This window comes from endosymbiont of Riftia pachyptila (vent Ph05), from assembly GCF_000224455.1.
GTDB classification, from domain to species: domain Bacteria; phylum Pseudomonadota; class Gammaproteobacteria; order Chromatiales; family Chromatiaceae; genus Endoriftia; species Endoriftia persephonae.
The window spans coordinates 28,942-46,404 of sequence record NZ_AFOC01000015.1 but is presented as its reverse complement, the minus strand read 5'-3'; the positions used below and the strand labels follow the sequence as shown (position 1 = coordinate 46,404).

Below are 17,463 nucleotides of genomic sequence, written 5' to 3'. Positions count from 1 at the left end.
GGTGACGTGGCTGGCGAAGTCGGGGCCGCTTCGGCAGGGGCGCTCTGCGGGGTTGGCTCAGCAACCTCAACAGTCGTCTCCTCTGCCGGCTCTTCAGCTTCCGGTAGCTGATAGCGGCTGGCGGTGAACAGGATGCCGAGCAGTGGGTGATCAAGATAGTGCAGCTCGCCGCTGCGCATGCGGCGGTTTGCCCGCATCCGGTAGCTGCGAAAGTCGCCGCCTGCAGTGTCGGTGGCTCCATTTAAAGGCCATTTGCGCAGCAGCAGATCAGCCTCCAGATGGAGGTAGCGTTTGACCCCCACCCTGAGAGTGCCCTCCAGCCAGGTTGGCGCAGCGTTCTGTGCCTCCTGAACGCTGCCATCTCTATTATCAAAGTGGATAAGCAGAGTCTGTGCCTCAGCAGGTTTGACCACCTGCTGGCGCCAGGCGCCATGCAGCAGTGGCCGGTAGTTACGGGAGCGTTGTAGCCGTGCCACCTCAGCAGAGAGTTGCAGCTCACTGGCAGGCAGTGGCTGATAGGCGACAGGGCTGGCTTCATCTTCCACAGACGGCTCAGGCTGGGGGCCAAGATCGATCGGCAGGGCGTTCAACACGGATGGTCGCTCGCCATCGTTGGGCCAGTACTCTGTTGAACCTGCGCCTGCAGCGGTGCGCTCGAAGATGATGATCTCAAACTGGTACCAGGGCGGCGCTTCGCTTTGCGGCAGCTCTTCGGCCCAGGCCAGGTTGGTGGCGAGGCAGAGCCACGCCAGCAGAGATCGAATAAATGGGGCGGTCTTCACGCTGGATAGTGCCTCTCTCTGAATCGGTTCTGTTCTAGTAGATAGGAGCGCCGCGAGCGTCGTTCCTGCGGTTGCCGGCATTGTCTAACCCATCAGGGTATCGATCAACCGTCCGATGCGCTCGACCCGGCTGGCCGGGTCGCTTAGATCATCGAAGAAGCGCAGTTTGTCCGCCCCATCCAGTTTATACATCGAGGGTCGACTCTGGATCAGGCGGATCAACTGGGCCGGATCGATCTTCGGCTCGCGGTCGAACAGGATTCGGGCGCCCTGAGGTCCGCCCTCGATCTTACGGATGCCGAGTGTATGCACGCGCAGCTTCAGGGCGGTGATCTCGAACAGGTTCTTGGCCGCCTCCGGCAGCAGGCCAAAGCGGTCGATCATCTCCACCTGCAGCTCGCGCAGCTCATCCTGGTTGGCAGCGCTGGCGATGCGTTTGTAGAGCACCAGACGGCTGTGCACGTCGGGCAGGTAGTCGTCGGGCAGCAGCGCCGGGATCTGCAGTTCGATCTCGGTGCCGTGGTCGAGGGGGCGGTCGAGCTCCGGTTGCCTGCCGGCCTTGAGTGCCTGCACCGCCCGTTCCAGCAACTCGGTGTAGAGGGTGAAGCCGATCTCCTGGATCTGTCCGCTCTGCCCCTCCCCCAGCAGCTCGCCGGCGCCGCGGATCTCCAGGTCGTGGGTGGCAAGGGTGAAGCCCGCTCCCAGATCCTCCAGTGACTCGATCGCCTCCAGCCGCTTCCTGGCATCGGCGGTGAGGGTGCGGGGTGGCGGTGTTAGCAGATAGGCGTAGGCGCGGTGGTGGGAGCGCCCGACCCGACCGCGGATCTGGTGCAGCTGGGCCAGCCCCAGTTTGTCGGCACGGTTGATGATCATGGTGTTGGCGGTTGGCACGTCGATGCCACTCTCAACGATGGTGGTGCAGACCAGCAGGTTGAAGCGCTGATGGTAGAAGTCACGCATGATGCCTTCCAGCTCGCGCTCGCGCATCTGGCCGTGGGCCACCTGCAGGCGCACTCCGGGCAGCAGCTCTTCGAGACGCTGCGCTATGTTCTCGATGGTGCTGACCTCGTTATGCAGAAAGTAGATCTGCCCGCCGCGCTTCAGCTCACGCTGGCAGGCTTCCTGGATCAGCGCGTCGTTCCACTGGCTGATGAAGGTCTTGACCGGATGGCGCAGCGCCGGTGGGGTGGCGATCACAGATAGGTCGCGCATCCCCGACATCGCCATGTTGAGGGTGCGTGGGATCGGGGTGGCGGTGAGGGTGAGTAGGTCGACCTCGCTGCGCAGCGCCTTGAACCGCTCCTTGTGGCGTACCCCGAAGCGGTGTTCCTCGTCGATGATAACCAAGCCCAGATCCTTGAAGCTGATGCTATCCGAGAGCAGTTTGTGGGTGCCTATCACGATGTCGATGGTGCCGTCGGCTAGGCCGTCGATCACCTTCTGCTGCTGCTTGCCAGTGCGGAAGCGCGACAGGCTTTCGACCCGCACCGGCCAGTCGGCGAAACGGTCGGCGAAGTTCTGATAGTGCTGCTGGGCGAGCAGGGTAGTGGGGACCAGTACCGCGACCTGCTTGTTGCCCTGGGTCGCCATGAAGGTGGCGCGCATTGCCACCTCGGTCTTGCCGAAGCCGACATCGCCGCACACCACCCGGTCCATCGGCTGAGGTGATGCCATATCGGCCAGCACCGATTCGATGGTCTGCTGCTGGTCCGGGGTCTCCTCGAACTCGAAGGAGGCAGCAAAGGCCTGATACTCGGCATCGGGCTCGGGGAAAGCGACACCCTGACGAGCGGCGCGGCGAGCGTAGATCTCCAGCAGTTCCGCCGCCACGTCGCGCACCTGCTTGGCGGCGCGCTTTTTGACCTTCTCCCACTGGTCGCTGCCGAGCCGGTGCAGCGGTGCGTTCTCCGGTGAGGCGCCGGCGTAGCGACTGATCAGGTGCAGTGAGGCGACCGGCACGTAGAGCTTGTCCCCCTTGGCATACTCCAGGGTGAGAAACTCGGTGGTCATGCCGCCGACCTCCAGGGTCTGCAGACCGAGGTAGCGGCCGACGCCATGCTCTTCGTGGACCACCGGCGCGCCGACGTGCAGCTCGGTGAGGTTGCGCACGATCTGGTCCGGGTCTTGGCTGACCTTGCGCCGGCGCCGCTCCTGACGCACCCGTTCACCGTAGAGTTGGGCCTCGGTGATCAGGGCGATATCGTCTAGCAGCAGCCCCTGTTCGAGAGGCGCGACGGTTAGGCCGATCGGGATGTCGCTGGCGAGGAAGCTGTGCCAATTCTCGACCAGCTGGGCGCTGATGCCAAAGTCTTTCAGGGTCGACAGCAGGATCTCACGGCGGCCGGCGCTCTCGGCGATAAACAACACCCGGTGGTTGTGGTCGGCGAGAAACGCCTGCAGCGCTGCGGCGGGGTGCTGCGCCCGGGCCTGGATTGCCAGCGGCGGCAACAGTTGGCTGTCGAAGTTGATGGGCGCGCTATAGCCTTTGCTACGTTGGGCGATCTCGTTCGACTGGTAGCGGATAGAGGCACCCTGTTTGAGTGCGGTGGAGAGTTCGTCCGGGCTGAGGTAGAGCTGCTGAGGTGGTAGCAGAGGACGCTCGATGTCGTGGCGGCGCTCTGCGAAGCGTTCCTCTACCTGTTGGAAAAAGGCTTCGGCCTGCTCCCGCACCCCTGCATCGATCATCAGCAGGCGATTTTCTGGCAGATAGTCGAAGAGTGTGGCGGTCTGTTCGAAAAACAGCGGCAGGTAGTACTCCAGCCCGCCGGGCAACCGGCCTTCGCTGACCTCCTGGTAGATCAGGCTGCGCTGCAGGTCGCCCTCGAACTGATTGCGGTAGTTGCGGCGGAACAGGGTGGTGCCAGCCTCGTCGAGGGGGAACTCGCGGGCCGGCAGCATGTGGATCTTGTCGATCTTCTCCAGCGAGCGCTGGCTCTCCGGATCGAAGGTGCGGATGGTCTCCACCTCGTCATCGAACAGGTCGATGCGGAAGGGCTGTTCACTGCCCATCGGGAACACATCCAGCAGCGAGCCGCGCACCGCGAACTCGCCATGTCCCAGCACTTGGGAGACGCACTGGTAGCCGCTGCGCTCCAGACGCCTGCGGGTCTGGTCCAGATTGAGTTGCTGACCGATGTCGACAATCAAGGCGTGGTGTTCGAGGAAGGATGGCGGCGGCAGACGCTGCATCAGGGTGCTGACCGGCAGCACCAGAATCGCCCGCTGGGTGCGCGGCAGTTGGTAGAGCGTCAGCAGACGTTGTGAGATCAACTCCGGCAACGGCGAGAAGACGTCGTAGGGGAGGGTCTCCCAGTCGGGTAGGGCGATCACCGGCAGGCCCTGCTCTTCGAGGAAGAACCCCAGCGCGCTTTCCAGCCGGTTGGCGCTCTGGACCTCATCGGTGACCACCAGCGTCAATCCCTCAAAGGCCTCTGCGCTGCGGGCGATTGCGAGCGCTATGCTGCTGCCACGCAACCCGCCCCACTGCAGACGCTCTGCGTCACCTTCAGGAAATGGGGGCTGGAAGGGGGAGTGAGGTCTGAGCTGTGCTGAGGTCATCAGAATTCCGTGCGATAAACAGGCGACGGAATTGTCGCATAAAGCGGTGTTTAAGGTTAGGAGGGGTCGGGGTCGTATTAAGGTAAACCCCTATAAGCATTCTTGATTACGATCAAGGTGACTCCACGAACAGGATGTGAGCATTCGCCTCGCGAAAGCTGAAGAATAAGAAGGAAATTCGCGCAGTTTGCGAAGCCATGCTGTCCCTGTCTAGTTGTATCTGTAGGGTTGGTGGGAGAAAACACTCCCAGCCTTTATCACTTTTTCCTGTCCGGGTTAATGATGTATTCCGAGTCGACTATCGCTTGTAGAAGTGTGTCGATACTGGAAGGTTCAATCATTTTTTCTGCTTCTGGTTGGTAACACGGATTGGATTGCAACGCTTTCGCTTTCCCTGATCAGGTTGTCGGTACCCTTACCGGCGTTCAACATTGCTGAGGAGATGAAAGCGATGAGAAAATGGTGGCTACTGGGGATTGGTGCCGCACTGCTGCTTACCCACGGGTTTGCAGTCGCGTCGGTCAAAGCCCCTCCGAAAGAGATGTCTACTGAAACCAAGGCGTGCGTTAAGTGCCATAAAAAGAATAACCCTGGCCTGATTCAGGCATGGGGTGCCAGCAAACACTATGGTGCCAATGTAGGTTGTTACGAGTGTCATGCGGCGGATGCCAAAGACCCGGATGCCTATATCCATGACGACAAGAAGGTGAAGAAACATATCTCGATTATCGTTTCACCTAAAGACTGTGCGAACTGTCATGAGGCTGAAGCGGCAGAGATGAAGAAATCTCACCATGCGGATGCCGGTAAGATTATGGGTTCTCTGGATAACCTGCTCGCAGAGGTTATTGAAGGCGATAGTGGCTTCATTACCGAAGGATTCCCTGAGGGTAACTCGGCAGCGGCAGTTAATGGTTGCTGGCAGTGCCACGGATCTCAGGTGAAGGTACTGAAGGATGGTCAACTGGATCCAGCGACTTGGCCGAACACCGGTATTGGTCGAATCAATCCGGATGGCTCCAAGGGTAGCTGCGCAGCTTGTCACTCTCGCCACCAGTTTTCTGCAGCACAGGCGCGTCAGCCTGAGAACTGCGGCAAGTGTCACATGGGGCCAGATCATCCTCAGATCGAGATCTACAACGAGTCCAAACACGGTATCGCCTATCGCGCAGACCGCGAGAAGATGAACATGGACAACGCCAAGTGGGTCGTGGGTGAGGACTACTACGTAGCACCAACCTGTGCTACCTGCCACATGAGTGCAACCAGAAAGCAGGGCATTACCCATGATGTGGGCGATCGTCTGAGCTGGAACAACCGTCCTCCTGTCTCCAAGAAGCAGGGTTGGGTTAAAGGTACCGTGGGATGGGAAGATCGTCGCGACAAGATGAAAGATGTCTGTAACGCTTGCCATGAAGAGAGTTGGACAGAGAACTGGTACACCCAGTATGACGGTCTGGTCGATCTCTACAACCGCAAGTATGGCGAGCCTGGGTTGAAGCTGATGAAGGCTGCCAAGCCGCTGATCAAAGGGCCAAAGTTCTCGAACAAGATCGACTTTATCTGGTTTGAGCTATGGCATCATGAGGGACGTCGTGCACGTATGGCGGCTTCCATGCAGGGGCCGGATATCACTCACTGGGAAGGTACTTACGATCTGGGTAAGAACTTCTACACCGAGCTGGTTCCTGAGCTGAAAGAGCTAATCGAGCATGGCAAGCACGGTAGTGCAGCCGACAAGAAGGCAGCAGAAAATCTGGCGAAGGTTCTGGATGAGGTGCTGAATATGGAAGAGCACAAGTGGTTCCTTGGCAAGATGGATCCGGCCAAGGCCAAGGCTCGTAAGGCACGTCAGGAAGAGTTTAAAAACCGTTACAAGGAACACTAAGTAACGTTTTAAAACGACTGTCTTTCTAGATGGAAAACCCTCCACCCCTTGCGGGGCGGAGGGTTTTTTTCTGGGTTGTGATTCTGTACGTGTGCGATGAAGTCATGCGCAATGCCTGATAATCAGTCCGGCACCTCCCACCCAAGAACCTTGCCTTCATCAAACCATACATAGCTGTGTAACTTGGAGCTTGGATGGTAGTACCAGCTGGTGAATATCTGTTGTTCAATTCGAGCCGGCTTGCCTAGCAGTTTCTGGATATCGTCGCTGCTCATCTCTCTCTTGATTCGTCGCCAGAGAATGGGGTCCTTCCAGCGATCTTTGGCGTTTGTCTCCTCCAATAATCGCTCAAGCGCAGTCACTCGATTTTCCAGATCAGTGATTCGCTGCTCCAGGCGCATCTCATCTGCAAGCGCTGAGTTGCAGATCAACACAGAGGCAACGAGTGGTGTAAGCAGTATTCTCAATGACTTTATGCGCCAATCTCTCTCCTTGTCAGGAAGAGATGCGTTGCATGAGATTCTTGAGAAGTTACGAAAGTTCTTCATGGCAACCTTTGGAATTTAGAGTCAGTTAGATTGGGAAGGGAGCTTTAGAACCCACTGAATGAGGCCCTATAATCAATCGGTTATGGGGTGCGGATCGGGTGTAATAGCAGTCTCTCTAGCAAACAACGGAACCCTGCTGCAGGCAGGGTTCAGAGGGAGCGAAACAGTTCTCGTGGGTGTTGGATCTGTCCGTTATCATTTGGGATCAACGGGGGAATGTGTAGTATCTGCTGGTTTTCCGTGATTTGCCCCCATCAGCTTCTTTCCCTTGTGGAGCTGATCCATGTTCAGGGCGTCGATTTTTTGCTGAATGACGATTTTGTATTCTTTAGCAATCTTCTGGTTGGGATCTAGCGCCAATGCTTGGTTCAGCATTGCTTTTGCGTATTCGAAGGCGCCTGAATGCTCATAGAGGAAGGCCAGGGTAATAAACAGTTTTGGGTCTTCAGGGGAGAGGGTGATTGCACTCTGCATGGTGCGGATTCCATTACTGTAATCCTGTTTCAATAGATAGACCCCCATCAACTTACGGTGTGCCTCCAGTGATTCTGGATTGTTCTCGATGACCTTTTGCAGAATTGATGCGGACTGATCCAGTAGCTCTGCTCTCTTCGGGGAGTCGATATCCAAAGGCAGCGCTTGGGAATAGAGCTTCATCGCTGCATGAATGCCAGTGTTTTCCTTGGTGATATCAGCGGAAGCCGCTGCTGTTTGAGAGAGTGTCAGGGTCAGTGCAAATACTGTGTGTGCAATGATTCCGTAGACCGTTTTCATTACTTTCCTCCTCAGTTGGAAATTGGTTTTTTTAACTTTGTTTTAATATCAGAGCCGGGTTTATTCTAATTGCATGAACAGTGTCCGTACAGAAATAGTAACGTATTGATTATTATTGATAAATATAGATTTTAATGGGTGCTGGAGGGAGTCTGTCTGCGTCAGCAGCAGACGCTACTCAAGCCGCTCTTACGGCAGATAACAAGTACTGGAGTGAGAACAAGCTTCAGCTGTCGGGGCGTTTCAAGAAGCGACTCGAACTGGTGCTGGAATTCGCCAAGTTATTTCTGCCTGACCAACTCTTTTTGCAGGTTGGTGGGCACCGCCTCATAGTGGCTGAACTCTATATTGTAGCTACCCTCGCCGCCGGTCAGTGCCTTGAGTTCAGTACTGTAGCTACCGAGTTCAGCCAGTGGCACTGAGCCACTGATGATGATCTCACCGTTGTTGCCGCTGTCGGTGCCGTTGATCTGGCCCCGTTTGGCTGCCAGATCACCCGCCAGATCGCCCATGCTTGAGTCAGGGGCGGTGATGGCGATATTTACGATTGGCTCGAGGATCACCGTTGCCGCCTTCTCCGCTGCCTCAAGGAACGCCTTCTTGCCGGCGGTGGAAAAAGCGATCTCTTTTGAGTCCACTGAGTGGTGTTTGCCGTCGAGCAGGGTGACACGGATATCCTGCATCGGGAAGCCAGCGATGGCACCTTCCTCGATAGCCTGACGCACACCTTTCTCCACTGCCGGGATGAATTGGCCGGGAATCGCACCGCCGATGACCTTGTTGGCAAACTCAAAGCCGCTGCCGCGCTCGAGCGGTTCGATACGCAGTGAGACCTCGCCGAACTGGCCGGCACCGCCGGTCTGTTTCTTGTGCCGGTAGTGCCCCTCAGCCGGTTTGGTAATGGTCTCGCGGTAGGCGATGCTTGGTGGGTGGGTCTCCACATCCACGTTGTAGTGGCGTTTCAGCCGTTCCAGCAGCACCTCCAGGTGCAGATTGCCGAGACCCCGCATCACGGTCTCGTTGAGGCTGCGATTGTGCTCGATGTGAAAGCAGGGGTCTTCATCCTGCAGTTTGTGCAGCGCATCGCTCAGTTTCTGCTCGTCACCGCGGCGGCTCGCTTCGATTGCCAGACCGAACAGGGGTAATGGGCATTCGATGGAGCGCAGATGGTGGTGGTCCTCATCGTGGGAGTCGTGCAGTACCGCGTCGAAATGGAGATCGTCGATGCGTGCGATGGCGCAGATGTCACCTGGCACCGCCTGTTCCACCTCGGTCTGCTGGTTGCCCTGCAGGCGATAGAGGTGGGTCGCCTTGATCGGCTTGCGGGCGTCGCCGATGAACAGCTGACTGTTGGGCTTGAGTTTGCCCTGGTGGACCCGGAAGATGCCGAGTTTGCCCCGGTAGGGGTCGTTGAAGATCTTGAAGACATGGCAGAGTGTGTGGAGATCGGGGTCGGGCCTGACCTGGATTGGTTGCATCTCTGCCCCTTCACCCTTCATGAAGGGGGGCGGATTGCCCTCGGTGGGATCTGGCATCAGACGACTGAAGAGGTGTAACAGCTCTTCGATACCGGCGCCGCTTTGCCCGGAGGCAAAACAGACCGGTACCAGATGGCCTTCCCGCAGTGCCTTTTCGAAAGGTCCGTGGAGCTGTTCCGGGGAGAGTTCCTCGCCCTGCTCTAGATAGACCTCCATCAGTGCCTCGTCGACCTCGACTACCTGATCGATAATGGCGCTGTGCGCCTCGGCCACCGAGGAGAAATCGGTGCTATCGCCGCCGGGCTGGAAGAAGCAGTCGATGACCCGCTGGCCGCCATTGGCGGGCAGGTTGATCGGCAGGCAGGCGTCACCAAAATTTTCCCGGATCGCACCGAGCAGCGACTGATAATCGACATCTTCGGCATTGATCTTGTTGATCACGATCATTCGGCAGAGGTTGCGACGCTTGGCGGCCTCCATCATGCGCTGGGTGATCGGCTCCACACCGGTTTGGGCGTTGATCACAACCGCTGCAGTTTCCACCGCTGGGAGGATGCTGATGCTGCGACCGATGAGGTCGGCATAGCCGGGGGTGTCGATCAGATTGATCAGTGTGCCGTCGCTGTGCAGGTGAGTGATGGCGATATCGAGGGAGTGCTGCAGCAGCTTCTCCTGATCGTCTGAGTCGCAGATGGTAGTGCCGCGCTCGATACTGCCTGGGCTGTCGATCATGCCTGCCTTGTGCAGCAGTGCCTCGATCAGGGTGGTCTTGCCTGCGTTGGCATGTCCGACCAGTGCGATATTGCGGATGTCGTGTGTGGAGTGGCTGGGCATCCTGCTACCTCCTTTGTGTCTCAGATGCTCATTATTTATAGCAACAGCTGAGATAGCAGACATTGAGCGGGGACAGCTCTGGGGTGAATTGTTGCGGAGAAAGTAGAGGGTAGGGGAAGCGCCCGGGTTAGCCCCGGGCGCTTGGGTGCTGTGTTCAGGGGTGGACCCTATCGATGATGATCTGCACGGTGGTTCCGCCAGTGGTAGTCACCGGGCTGATCTCGCCCTCAAAGTCGCCGAACTTGGCAGTGGGGCCGCCGGAGCGTGCAATCCGCGCTCCCACCTTTACCTGGGTAAAGTTTGACAGCTTCAGCTGCGGCATCATCGCCATGCTGTCATCGAGGGTTAGCTTCAGCGGCAGATCTTTCACCTGTTTGCGCGCGGCGGCCAGTGGCATTGGTGGCCCTTGCAGCGCCTTGGCATAGATGAAGACGGTATCTTCCGGACGTGCCTGTTTGAGCAGTTCCGGGTCGATGGAGACTTCAACGATAATGCCCGTGCCAGCCGCTGCCATTTCAGGGGCGTTGGCCGGAGTGTCGGTGGACTGTTTGATCGAGGGTAGTTTAGCCCGGCCACCGAGCTGTTCACGGGCATCGGCGATCGCGCTATCGATGCTGGCGAGATCATCACTCTCGGCGCCCAGGGCCTGCTTTGCCGCCTGCCACTGGCTAATCGCCTCTTGGTACTGGCCACGTTGATAGGCGACTATGCCCATCATCCAGCGTGCGCTGGGGTCTCCTGGGCTTAGGCTGACGGCCTTTTCGATGCGTGCTGCGGCAGCACCAGTGAAGTTATTGCCGGTCGATGCACCGACCGCTTCGGCGCTGGCGAGCAGTACGGAGACATTATCGGGAGCCAGTGCCACCGCCCGATCGAGGGCGGCGATAGCGTCGGGGTAGCGCTTCATCGAGAGATAGCTGCGCCCCAGCATCAGCCAGCCCTCCAGATTCTCTGGCTGCTCCTGCATCTTTTGTGCGAGCCGCGCCACCAACTCTTCCATGGGTGGTAGGTCTTTGGTGCTGGGGGAGGCGGGTGCGGCACCCGTTTGATTGGCCGCGAGTTGTGGGATGATCTGCGGGCTGCCGACGTTCAGATAGAGCGCGATGCCAACAAGTGGCACCAGCAGCGCCGAGGCGAGCGCCCAGCGCCCGCGGCTATCGGCCTGCGGCGAAGCCTCAGCCTTGCTATTCACATCCTGCAGCAGCCCCTTCTCCAGATCTTTGCGCGCGGCATCGTAGCGCACCTGGTCGAGCAAGCCGGCGTTGAGGTCGTCGTCCAGCTCCTGCAGTTGCTGTTTGAATACCTCCAGGTTGAGTTCATCAGAGGTGATGGTCTGGCTGATGTGGCTGCGCAGCAGTGGCAGCACGACAAAGCCCATGGCGAGCAGCGTGAGCCCCGCCGCGATGGTCCAAAAGAGAGTCATTTATCGCTGTTCCCGGGTTCAGACGATTGTTTGAGTAGGCTTTGCAGTCGTGCCTGCTCCTCCGCATCCAGCTCGGTTTCACTGGCCTGCTTCTTGCGCAGCAGGGTGCGTGCCAGTAGTACCGCGCCGATCAGCAGCAGGATCAGCGGGCCGAACCAGAGCGGATAGGTGGAGGGTTTGACCGGTGGGTCGTAGAGTACGAAATCGCCGTAACGGGCCACCATGAAGCTGAGGATCTGCTCCTTGCTCTGGCCCTGCTGCATCATTTCGTAGATCTCCTGGCGTAGATCCTGGGCCAGTTCGGCGTTGGAGCCGGCGATCGACTCATTCTGGCAGACCAGGCAGCGCAGCTTTTCTGTCAGCTCACGGAAAGCCTGGGTCTGTTGCGGATCGTCGAAGGTGAACTCAGCCAGGGTTCCGGCGCTGGCGCTGGCCGCAACCAGCAGCAGACACAGGGCGAAAATGGTGGAACGGATCATACTCCACCTCCCTGTTTTAGCTTTTTGACCAGTGGCAGGATCTGCTCGCGTATCAGTTCGATGGAGAGTGGACCGGCATACTTGTAGCGGATAATGCCATTGGCATCGACCACAAAGGTCTCGGGGGCGCCGTAGACCCCTAGGTCGATGGCGGTGCGACCCTTCTTGTCGAAGATATTGGCCATGTAGGGGTCTCCCAGCTGTTGCAGCCAGGTCAAGGCGCCAGCGCGATCATCCTTCCAGTTGAGGCCATAGATCTCCACCTGGTCCATGCGGCTGAGCTGTACCAGGGTCTTGTGCTCGGCGCGGCAGGAGACACACCAGGTGGCCCAGACGTTGAGCAGATAAACCTTACCACGCAGATCCTTGTCACTGATCATGACCGCGGGATCGCGCAGGCTCGGCAGGGAGAATTCCGGCACCTGCTTGCCGATCAGCGGCGAGGGGATCTCCCGCGGGTTCATGTCGAGCCCTTTGAAGAGGAAGGCGGCGATCACAGCGAAGATCGCCAGAGGGATGAGGAATCTGAGATAGCGGCCCATCAATTTGCCTCCACGATAGTCTTGGTACTTGCCGCCGGGACGCGCTGGGCGGCGCGCTTGCGGGCGGTGCGGTAGCGTCGATCGGTGATCGCTAGAATGCCGCCCAGTGCCATCAGCAGGGCGCCTAGCCAGATCCAGCGCACATAGGGTTTGTAGTAGAGACGCAGGCTCCAGTCGCCGTTGCCAAGGGGTTCACCCAGGGAGACGTAGAGGTCGCGGGTCAGGCCCCATTCGATGGCCGCCTCGGTCATTGGCCGGGTCTGCACGAAGTAGGTGCGCTTCTCCGGCTCCAGCACGGCGATCAGCTGACCCTCCTGGCTTACCTCGAAGCGTCCGCGATGAGCATTGTAGTTGGGTCCGGGGTAGTCGCTGACACCGCCAAACTTGAAGGTGTAACCGGCGATCTTGGCGCTATCGCCGGGTGACATGCGGACGTCGCTCTCGATGCCGTAGTTGGAGACTAGGGTGACGCCGACCACGAACATTGCGACGCCAAGATGGGCCAGCACCATGCCATAGTAGCTACGTCCACCAGCGGCCAGATCCTTGAGAAAACCTGCCATGCCCTGCTTGTGCTTGAGGCGGTCTTTGACGCTGACCACATGGCTGGTGGCGATCCACATCGCCAGCCCCATGCCCAGTGCCACCCGCCACTCACCGCCGCTGAAGAACGGCAGCAGGGTGATCGCGCCGAAGGCGAGGCTGATCAGGAAAGCGGTGCGCAGCTGGCGTACCAGCTGTGTCGGCTCGCTGTGTTTCCAGCGCGCATGCGGGCCAATGCCGACGAACAGTGCGAGGAACGGGGTGAGCAGCACGAACATCTTGTTGAACCAGGGGAAGCCCACCGAGATCTTGCCCCACTGCATCGCATCATAGATCAGCGGTGCCAGAGTACCGAGCAGAACCAGCCCGGCGAACACCGACAGCAGTAGGTTGTTGGCGAGCAGGAACGACTCCCGCGAGACCATATCAAAACGTCCGCCGCCGGTGATGTAAGGCGCGCGCCAGGCGTAGAGCATCAGCGAACCGCCGATCACCACCAGCAGGAAGATCAAGATAAACAGGCCGCGGGCCGGATCGGCGGCGAAGGAGTGAACCGAGGTGAGTACCCCGGAGCGGACCAGGAAGGTGCCGAGCAGGCTCAGGGAGAAAGCGAACAGCGCCAGTAGCACGGTCCAGCTCTTGAAGGCGCCTCGTTTCTCGGTCACTGCCAGCGAGTGGATCAGTGCGGTGCCCACCAGCCAGGGCATGAAAGATGCGTTCTCTACCGGGTCCCAGAACCACCAGCCGCCCCAGCCAAGCTCGTAGTAGGCCCACCAGGAGCCCAACGCGATGCCGAGTGTGAGAAACACCCAGGCCACCGTGGTCCAGGGGCGCGACCAGCGTGCCCAGGCGGCGTCCAGCTTGCCACCAAGCAGTGCGGCGATGGCAAACGCAAAGGCCACCGAGAAACCGACATAACCCATGTAGAGTAGCGGCGGGTGGATCGCCAGCCCCGGATCCTGCAGCATCGGGTTGAGTTCGCGCCCTTCAAAAGGCACCGGAAACATTCGGTCGAAGGGGTTGGAGGTGAGCAGCATGAACAGCAGAAAGCCGATGCTGATCATGCCCATCACTGACAGTACCCGCGCCACCATCGGTAGTGGCAGGTTGCGGCTGAAAGTGGCGATGGCAGCGCTCCAGGCGGAGAGCAGGAAGGCCCACAGCAGCAGCGAGCCCTCGTGGGCACCCCACACCGCCGAGACCTTGTAGATATCGGGCAGTTTGGTGTTGCCGTGCTGAGCGACATAGAGCACCGAGAAGTCGTTCTGCAGAAAGGCGTTGGCCAGCACCACCAGGGCGATGCTGAGAAACAGCAGCTGCCCCCAGGCCAGCGGCCTCGACAGCGCCATCTGTGCTGAGGAGTTGGTGTAGGAGCCGGTAAGGGGAATGATTGCCTGGATGATCGCCAGGCTGAGCGCCAAGATCAGCGCATAGTGGCCGATTTCTGGTATCACTGGATCTGTACCTGCTGCTGCATCTTGTTCACACCCTCTTCGTGGCTGGTCTTCAGGGCGGCGGCCACCTCAGGCGGCATGTAGTTTTCGTCGTGTTTGGCCAGTACTTCACTGGCGATGAAAGTGCCTTCCGGGTTGAGTTGCCCCATTGCGACTATGCCCTGGCCCTCGCGGAACAGATCGGGCAGGATGCCGGTATATTCGACTGTTACAGTGGCCTTGTTGTCGGTGACGGTGAAGGCGGTGGTGAGCCCGTCCGGTTTGCGTTTGACGCTGCCTGTTGTCACCAGTCCGCCGACCCGGAATGGGTGGCCGGTGGGGGCCTCGCCGGCAACTACCTCACTGGGGGAGAAGAAGAACATCAGGTTCTCATCGAAGGCGTTGAGCGCCAGCCAGGCGGCAACGCCGATACCGGCGACCATCATGCCGATCAGGGTGAGGCGTTTCTTGCGGATCGGATTCATTGCTGTTTTCTCCTGTCCCGACGGATCTTGCGGGCAATGTCATTCAGGGTGCGCTTGCGCTGCAATAGCGGCGCGATAAAGTGCACGAGCAGGATGACGAAGGTCAGCCCGTAGGAGGGCCAGACATACATGGCGTAGCCGCCCATGTTGAAAAATTCGCTCATTTTACCTCAGCCTCCACCAGCTCCCGCACCCAGCGGGTGTTGCGCTCACGCTCGAGGATTTCGGCACGCGCGCGCATTAGGACCACGGCGCCGTAATAAAGTTTAAAAGAGATCGACATAATCAGCAGCGGGATCAGCATGCTGGTGCTCATGGCAGACTTGCCGCTCATGGTCACTGAAGAGGTCTGATGCAGGGTGTTCCACCACTCCACGGAGAAGTGGATGATCGGGATATTGACCACCCCTACCAGGGCCAGGATCGAGATCGCCCGGGCTGCCACCCGCTTGTCTTCGATGGCACTGTAGAGGGCGATGATGCCGAGATAGAGGAACAGCAGCAGCAGCTCAGATGTGAGTCGTGCGTCCCAGACCCACCAGGCACCCCACATCGGCTTGCCCCACAGGGAGCCCGTGACCAGCGCCAGAAAGGTGAAAGAGGCGCCTATCCCGGCGCTGCTGATGATGATGATCTCAGTCATCTTGATCCGCCAGACCAGGCTGATCAGTCCGCCAACCGCCATCACTATATAGATGAACATTGACATCCAGGCTGCCGGCACATGGATATACATGATGCGATAGCTCTCACCCTGCTGATAATCAGCGGGGGCGACAAACAACCCGTAGTAGAGGCCGGCAAGCAGAGTCAGCAGGAATGAGACGGCAAACCAAGGGATCATCTTGCCGGCGACATTATAAAAGTAACGGGGCGAGCCCATTTGGTGAAAGAATCGAACGATCATATCAACTCAGACTGATTCTCAGAGAAGCGGCGGTGGCCAGCGGGGCCAATGCCAGGGAGCCAACCAGCATGGCAGCCAGGATGGAGATCTGTGCAGTGGTGGGGATGCCAACGATCGCGGTCTGCACCGCATCGGTGGCAAAGATCAGCACTGGCACATAGAGGGGCAGCACCAACAGCGACAGGATCACCCCGCCGCGTCGTAGTCCCACGGTCAGCGCCACCCCGAAAGAGCCGATCAGGCTCAGCACCGGGGTGCCCAGCACTAGGGTCAGCATCAGCGTGCCGATCGCCTCAGTTGGGATGTTCAGCATGATCGCCAGCAGTGGTGCGACGATGAACAGCGGCAGCCCGGTGATCAGCCAGTGGGCGAGGATCTTTGCCAGCACCAGGATCGAGACCGGGTGGGCGCTGAGCATGAACTGCTCCAGCGAGCCGTCTTCGAAATCGGAGCGAAACATGCTGTCGAGTGAGAGCAGAGCGGCCAGCAGGGCGGCCACCCAGACCACCCCCGGCCCCACTGCCTGGATCAGTTTCGGATCGTTGCCGATGCCGAGGGGGAACATGGCGCTCACTAGAACGAAGAACAGCAGCGGATTGATCATCTCTGATCGCCGCCGGTAGGCGAGGGTTAGGTCGCGCTTCAGCAGTAGGCCAAAGGCGCTGGTAAGAGAGAGTGTGCTCATCGTTCGGAGAGGTTGATCCTGACCAGGTCGACCTTCTGGAAGCCGATGCGGTGGTGGGTGGTCATGGCAGCCATGCCTCCGTTGCGCAGATGGTTCTCGAATAGCCGTTCCATATGCTCTATGCCTTTGCGGTCGAGGGAGGTGAAGGGCTCGTCGAGGATCCACAGTTTCGCCTCGGTGACCAACAGCCGGGCGATGGCGAGACGGCGCTGTGGCCCGCCGACATGTTGCGGGTCGGTACATCTTCGAAGCCGTAGAGGCCAACCTGGTCCAGAGCGTCCTCCAGGGAGATGCCCTCTTTTGCCTTGCCCAGGCCGCGGGCGATGCGCAGATTTTCCAGCGGGGTGAGATCGAGTTTGCTGCCGTCTTTGTGCCCCAGATAGGAGATATGCTCATGGAACTCGGGGCCAAGTTTGAATATGTCCTCGCCCTGCCACAGCAGTTGTCCCGATTCCGGCAGCCGGATACCGCAGAGGATACGCAGCAGCGAAGTCTTGCCGCTGCCGTTGCGGCCCTCCAAAACCAGTGCCTGACCGGGATTGATGCAGAAGCTGAGGTCTTCAAATAGCACTCGGTCGTCACGGATGCACTCCAGTGATCTGGCCTCGAAGACAGGTGTTGCTGTGGGGTTGGGGGCGCTCGATGTCACGTCTGTGTGCCGATGTCTAGGGAACCTCTGAACGAATCTGCTTCGTTTAGGGATCCCCTAGCTTGCATCCGCTTTATTCTGTTGTGCTAAATGGTTGGTCGAACAGGCCGAAATCCGCTAGGCCGCAACCATACCCGATCGCTCTGGGCCACTCAACCGTACAAAACACCATTTTATTGGCTGGGGGAGTGCGAGGCGTGCCTGTCAACCAGGCGGTAGTGTGCGCTGTCCCTGTCGCAAGCTGTTTCTTGGGAGCTACTAATTAATGGGTATGTTGTTGTATTCATGGGTGGGTATCTCGCTGAAGTAGAATATAGAAATATTCAGCCTGCCTAATATGCCATTGACAATTGTCAACGTAAAAAGCACCCGCTTGGTGAAACATGGAAACCGTCAGTTCTCCAGTTGACCAGGGGTCCGTTCTGATTGAGACTCGTGCTCCTGGCTTGGAGCCT

Annotated in this window: 14 protein-coding genes and 1 pseudogene; 1 reads left to right on the top strand and 14 read right to left on the bottom strand. The window is 58.8% G+C overall.

The annotated features are described in order from the left end of the window. Both RIFP1SYM_RS03950 and mfd read right to left on the bottom strand, forming a co-directional pair. Positions 1 to 782: CsiV family protein (locus RIFP1SYM_RS03950; RefSeq protein WP_039959689.1), on the bottom strand; the 782-nt coding region annotated here is incomplete at its 3' end. A gap of 84 nt (positions 783 to 866) precedes the next feature. Beyond that, entirely contained in the window at positions 867 to 4,340 is a 3,474-nt protein-coding gene (gene mfd / locus RIFP1SYM_RS03945; RefSeq protein WP_005959831.1) for a transcription-repair coupling factor, read from the bottom strand. 442 nt (positions 4,341 to 4,782) lie between these two features. Between mfd and RIFP1SYM_RS03940 the strand changes: the two genes are divergently transcribed. Then, positions 4,783 to 6,228 carry a multiheme c-type cytochrome gene (locus RIFP1SYM_RS03940; protein WP_039959688.1) on the top strand — a complete coding sequence of 482 codons (1,446 nt, stop codon included), beginning with the start codon at positions 4,783 to 4,785 and terminating at the stop codon, positions 6,226 to 6,228. Between the two features lie 122 nt (positions 6,229 to 6,350). Here RIFP1SYM_RS03940 and RIFP1SYM_RS03935 read toward each other — a convergent pair whose 3' ends face one another. The 12 genes and pseudogenes from RIFP1SYM_RS03935 to RIFP1SYM_RS18720 form a co-directional block, all read right to left on the bottom strand. Further along, entirely contained in the window at positions 6,351 to 6,629 is a 279-nt protein-coding gene (locus tag RIFP1SYM_RS03935; RefSeq protein ID WP_006474121.1) for a hypothetical protein, read from the bottom strand. 342 nt (positions 6,630 to 6,971) lie between these two features. Continuing rightward, positions 6,972 to 7,550, bottom strand: coding sequence for a tetratricopeptide repeat protein (locus RIFP1SYM_RS03930; protein ID WP_005959829.1), 579 nt, complete (start codon positions 7,548 to 7,550; stop codon positions 6,972 to 6,974). Between the two features lie 281 nt (positions 7,551 to 7,831). Further along, positions 7,832 to 9,862 carry an elongation factor G gene (fusA, locus tag RIFP1SYM_RS03925; RefSeq protein ID WP_006474122.1) on the bottom strand — a complete coding sequence of 677 codons (2,031 nt, stop codon included), beginning with the start codon at positions 9,860 to 9,862 and terminating at the stop codon, positions 7,832 to 7,834. A 154-nt stretch (positions 9,863 to 10,016) separates the two neighbouring features. After that, positions 10,017 to 11,285 carry a c-type cytochrome biogenesis protein CcmI gene (ccmI, locus tag RIFP1SYM_RS03920; protein ID WP_005959827.1) on the bottom strand — a complete coding sequence of 423 codons (1,269 nt, stop codon included), beginning with the start codon at positions 11,283 to 11,285 and terminating at the stop codon, positions 10,017 to 10,019. Beyond that, complete coding sequence (locus RIFP1SYM_RS03915; protein ID WP_005959826.1) at positions 11,282 to 11,764, bottom strand: cytochrome c-type biogenesis protein; 483 nt, start codon at positions 11,762 to 11,764, stop codon at positions 11,282 to 11,284. Before RIFP1SYM_RS03915 ends, ccmI begins: the two co-directional genes overlap by 4 nt. Further along, positions 11,761 to 12,306 (bottom strand): DsbE family thiol:disulfide interchange protein, encoded by a 546-nt coding sequence (locus RIFP1SYM_RS03910; protein ID WP_006474123.1) that lies wholly within the window; start codon positions 12,304 to 12,306, stop codon positions 11,761 to 11,763. Before RIFP1SYM_RS03910 ends, RIFP1SYM_RS03915 begins: the two co-directional genes overlap by 4 nt. Next, positions 12,306 to 14,303 (bottom strand): heme lyase CcmF/NrfE family subunit, encoded by a 1,998-nt coding sequence (locus RIFP1SYM_RS03905; protein ID WP_005959824.1) that lies wholly within the window; start codon positions 14,301 to 14,303, stop codon positions 12,306 to 12,308. The genes RIFP1SYM_RS03910 and RIFP1SYM_RS03905 overlap by 1 nt, the downstream gene beginning before the upstream one ends. Continuing rightward, positions 14,300 to 14,767: a cytochrome c maturation protein CcmE gene (gene ccmE / locus RIFP1SYM_RS03900; RefSeq protein WP_005959823.1), complete on the bottom strand. Its 468-nt coding sequence runs from the start codon at positions 14,765 to 14,767 to the stop codon at positions 14,300 to 14,302. The genes RIFP1SYM_RS03905 and ccmE overlap by 4 nt, the downstream gene beginning before the upstream one ends. Further along, positions 14,764 to 14,931 (bottom strand): heme exporter protein CcmD, encoded by a 168-nt coding sequence (gene ccmD / locus RIFP1SYM_RS03895; protein ID WP_005959822.1) that lies wholly within the window; start codon positions 14,929 to 14,931, stop codon positions 14,764 to 14,766. Before ccmD ends, ccmE begins: the two co-directional genes overlap by 4 nt. Next, the gene (locus RIFP1SYM_RS03890) at positions 14,928 to 15,674 is read right to left on the bottom strand and encodes a heme ABC transporter permease (protein WP_005959821.1); all 747 of its coding nucleotides are present in this window, start codon (positions 15,672 to 15,674) and stop codon (positions 14,928 to 14,930) included. Before RIFP1SYM_RS03890 ends, ccmD begins: the two co-directional genes overlap by 4 nt. 1 nt (position 15,675) lies before the next feature. Beyond that, the gene (gene ccmB / locus RIFP1SYM_RS03885) at positions 15,676 to 16,359 is read right to left on the bottom strand and encodes a heme exporter protein CcmB (protein WP_005959820.1); all 684 of its coding nucleotides are present in this window, start codon (positions 16,357 to 16,359) and stop codon (positions 15,676 to 15,678) included. A 203-nt stretch (positions 16,360 to 16,562) separates the two neighbouring features. Then, positions 16,563 to 16,930 (bottom strand): annotated as a pseudogene (locus RIFP1SYM_RS18720) (ABC transporter ATP-binding protein); the annotation flags it as partial. Positions 16,931 to 17,463 lie beyond the last annotated feature (533 nt).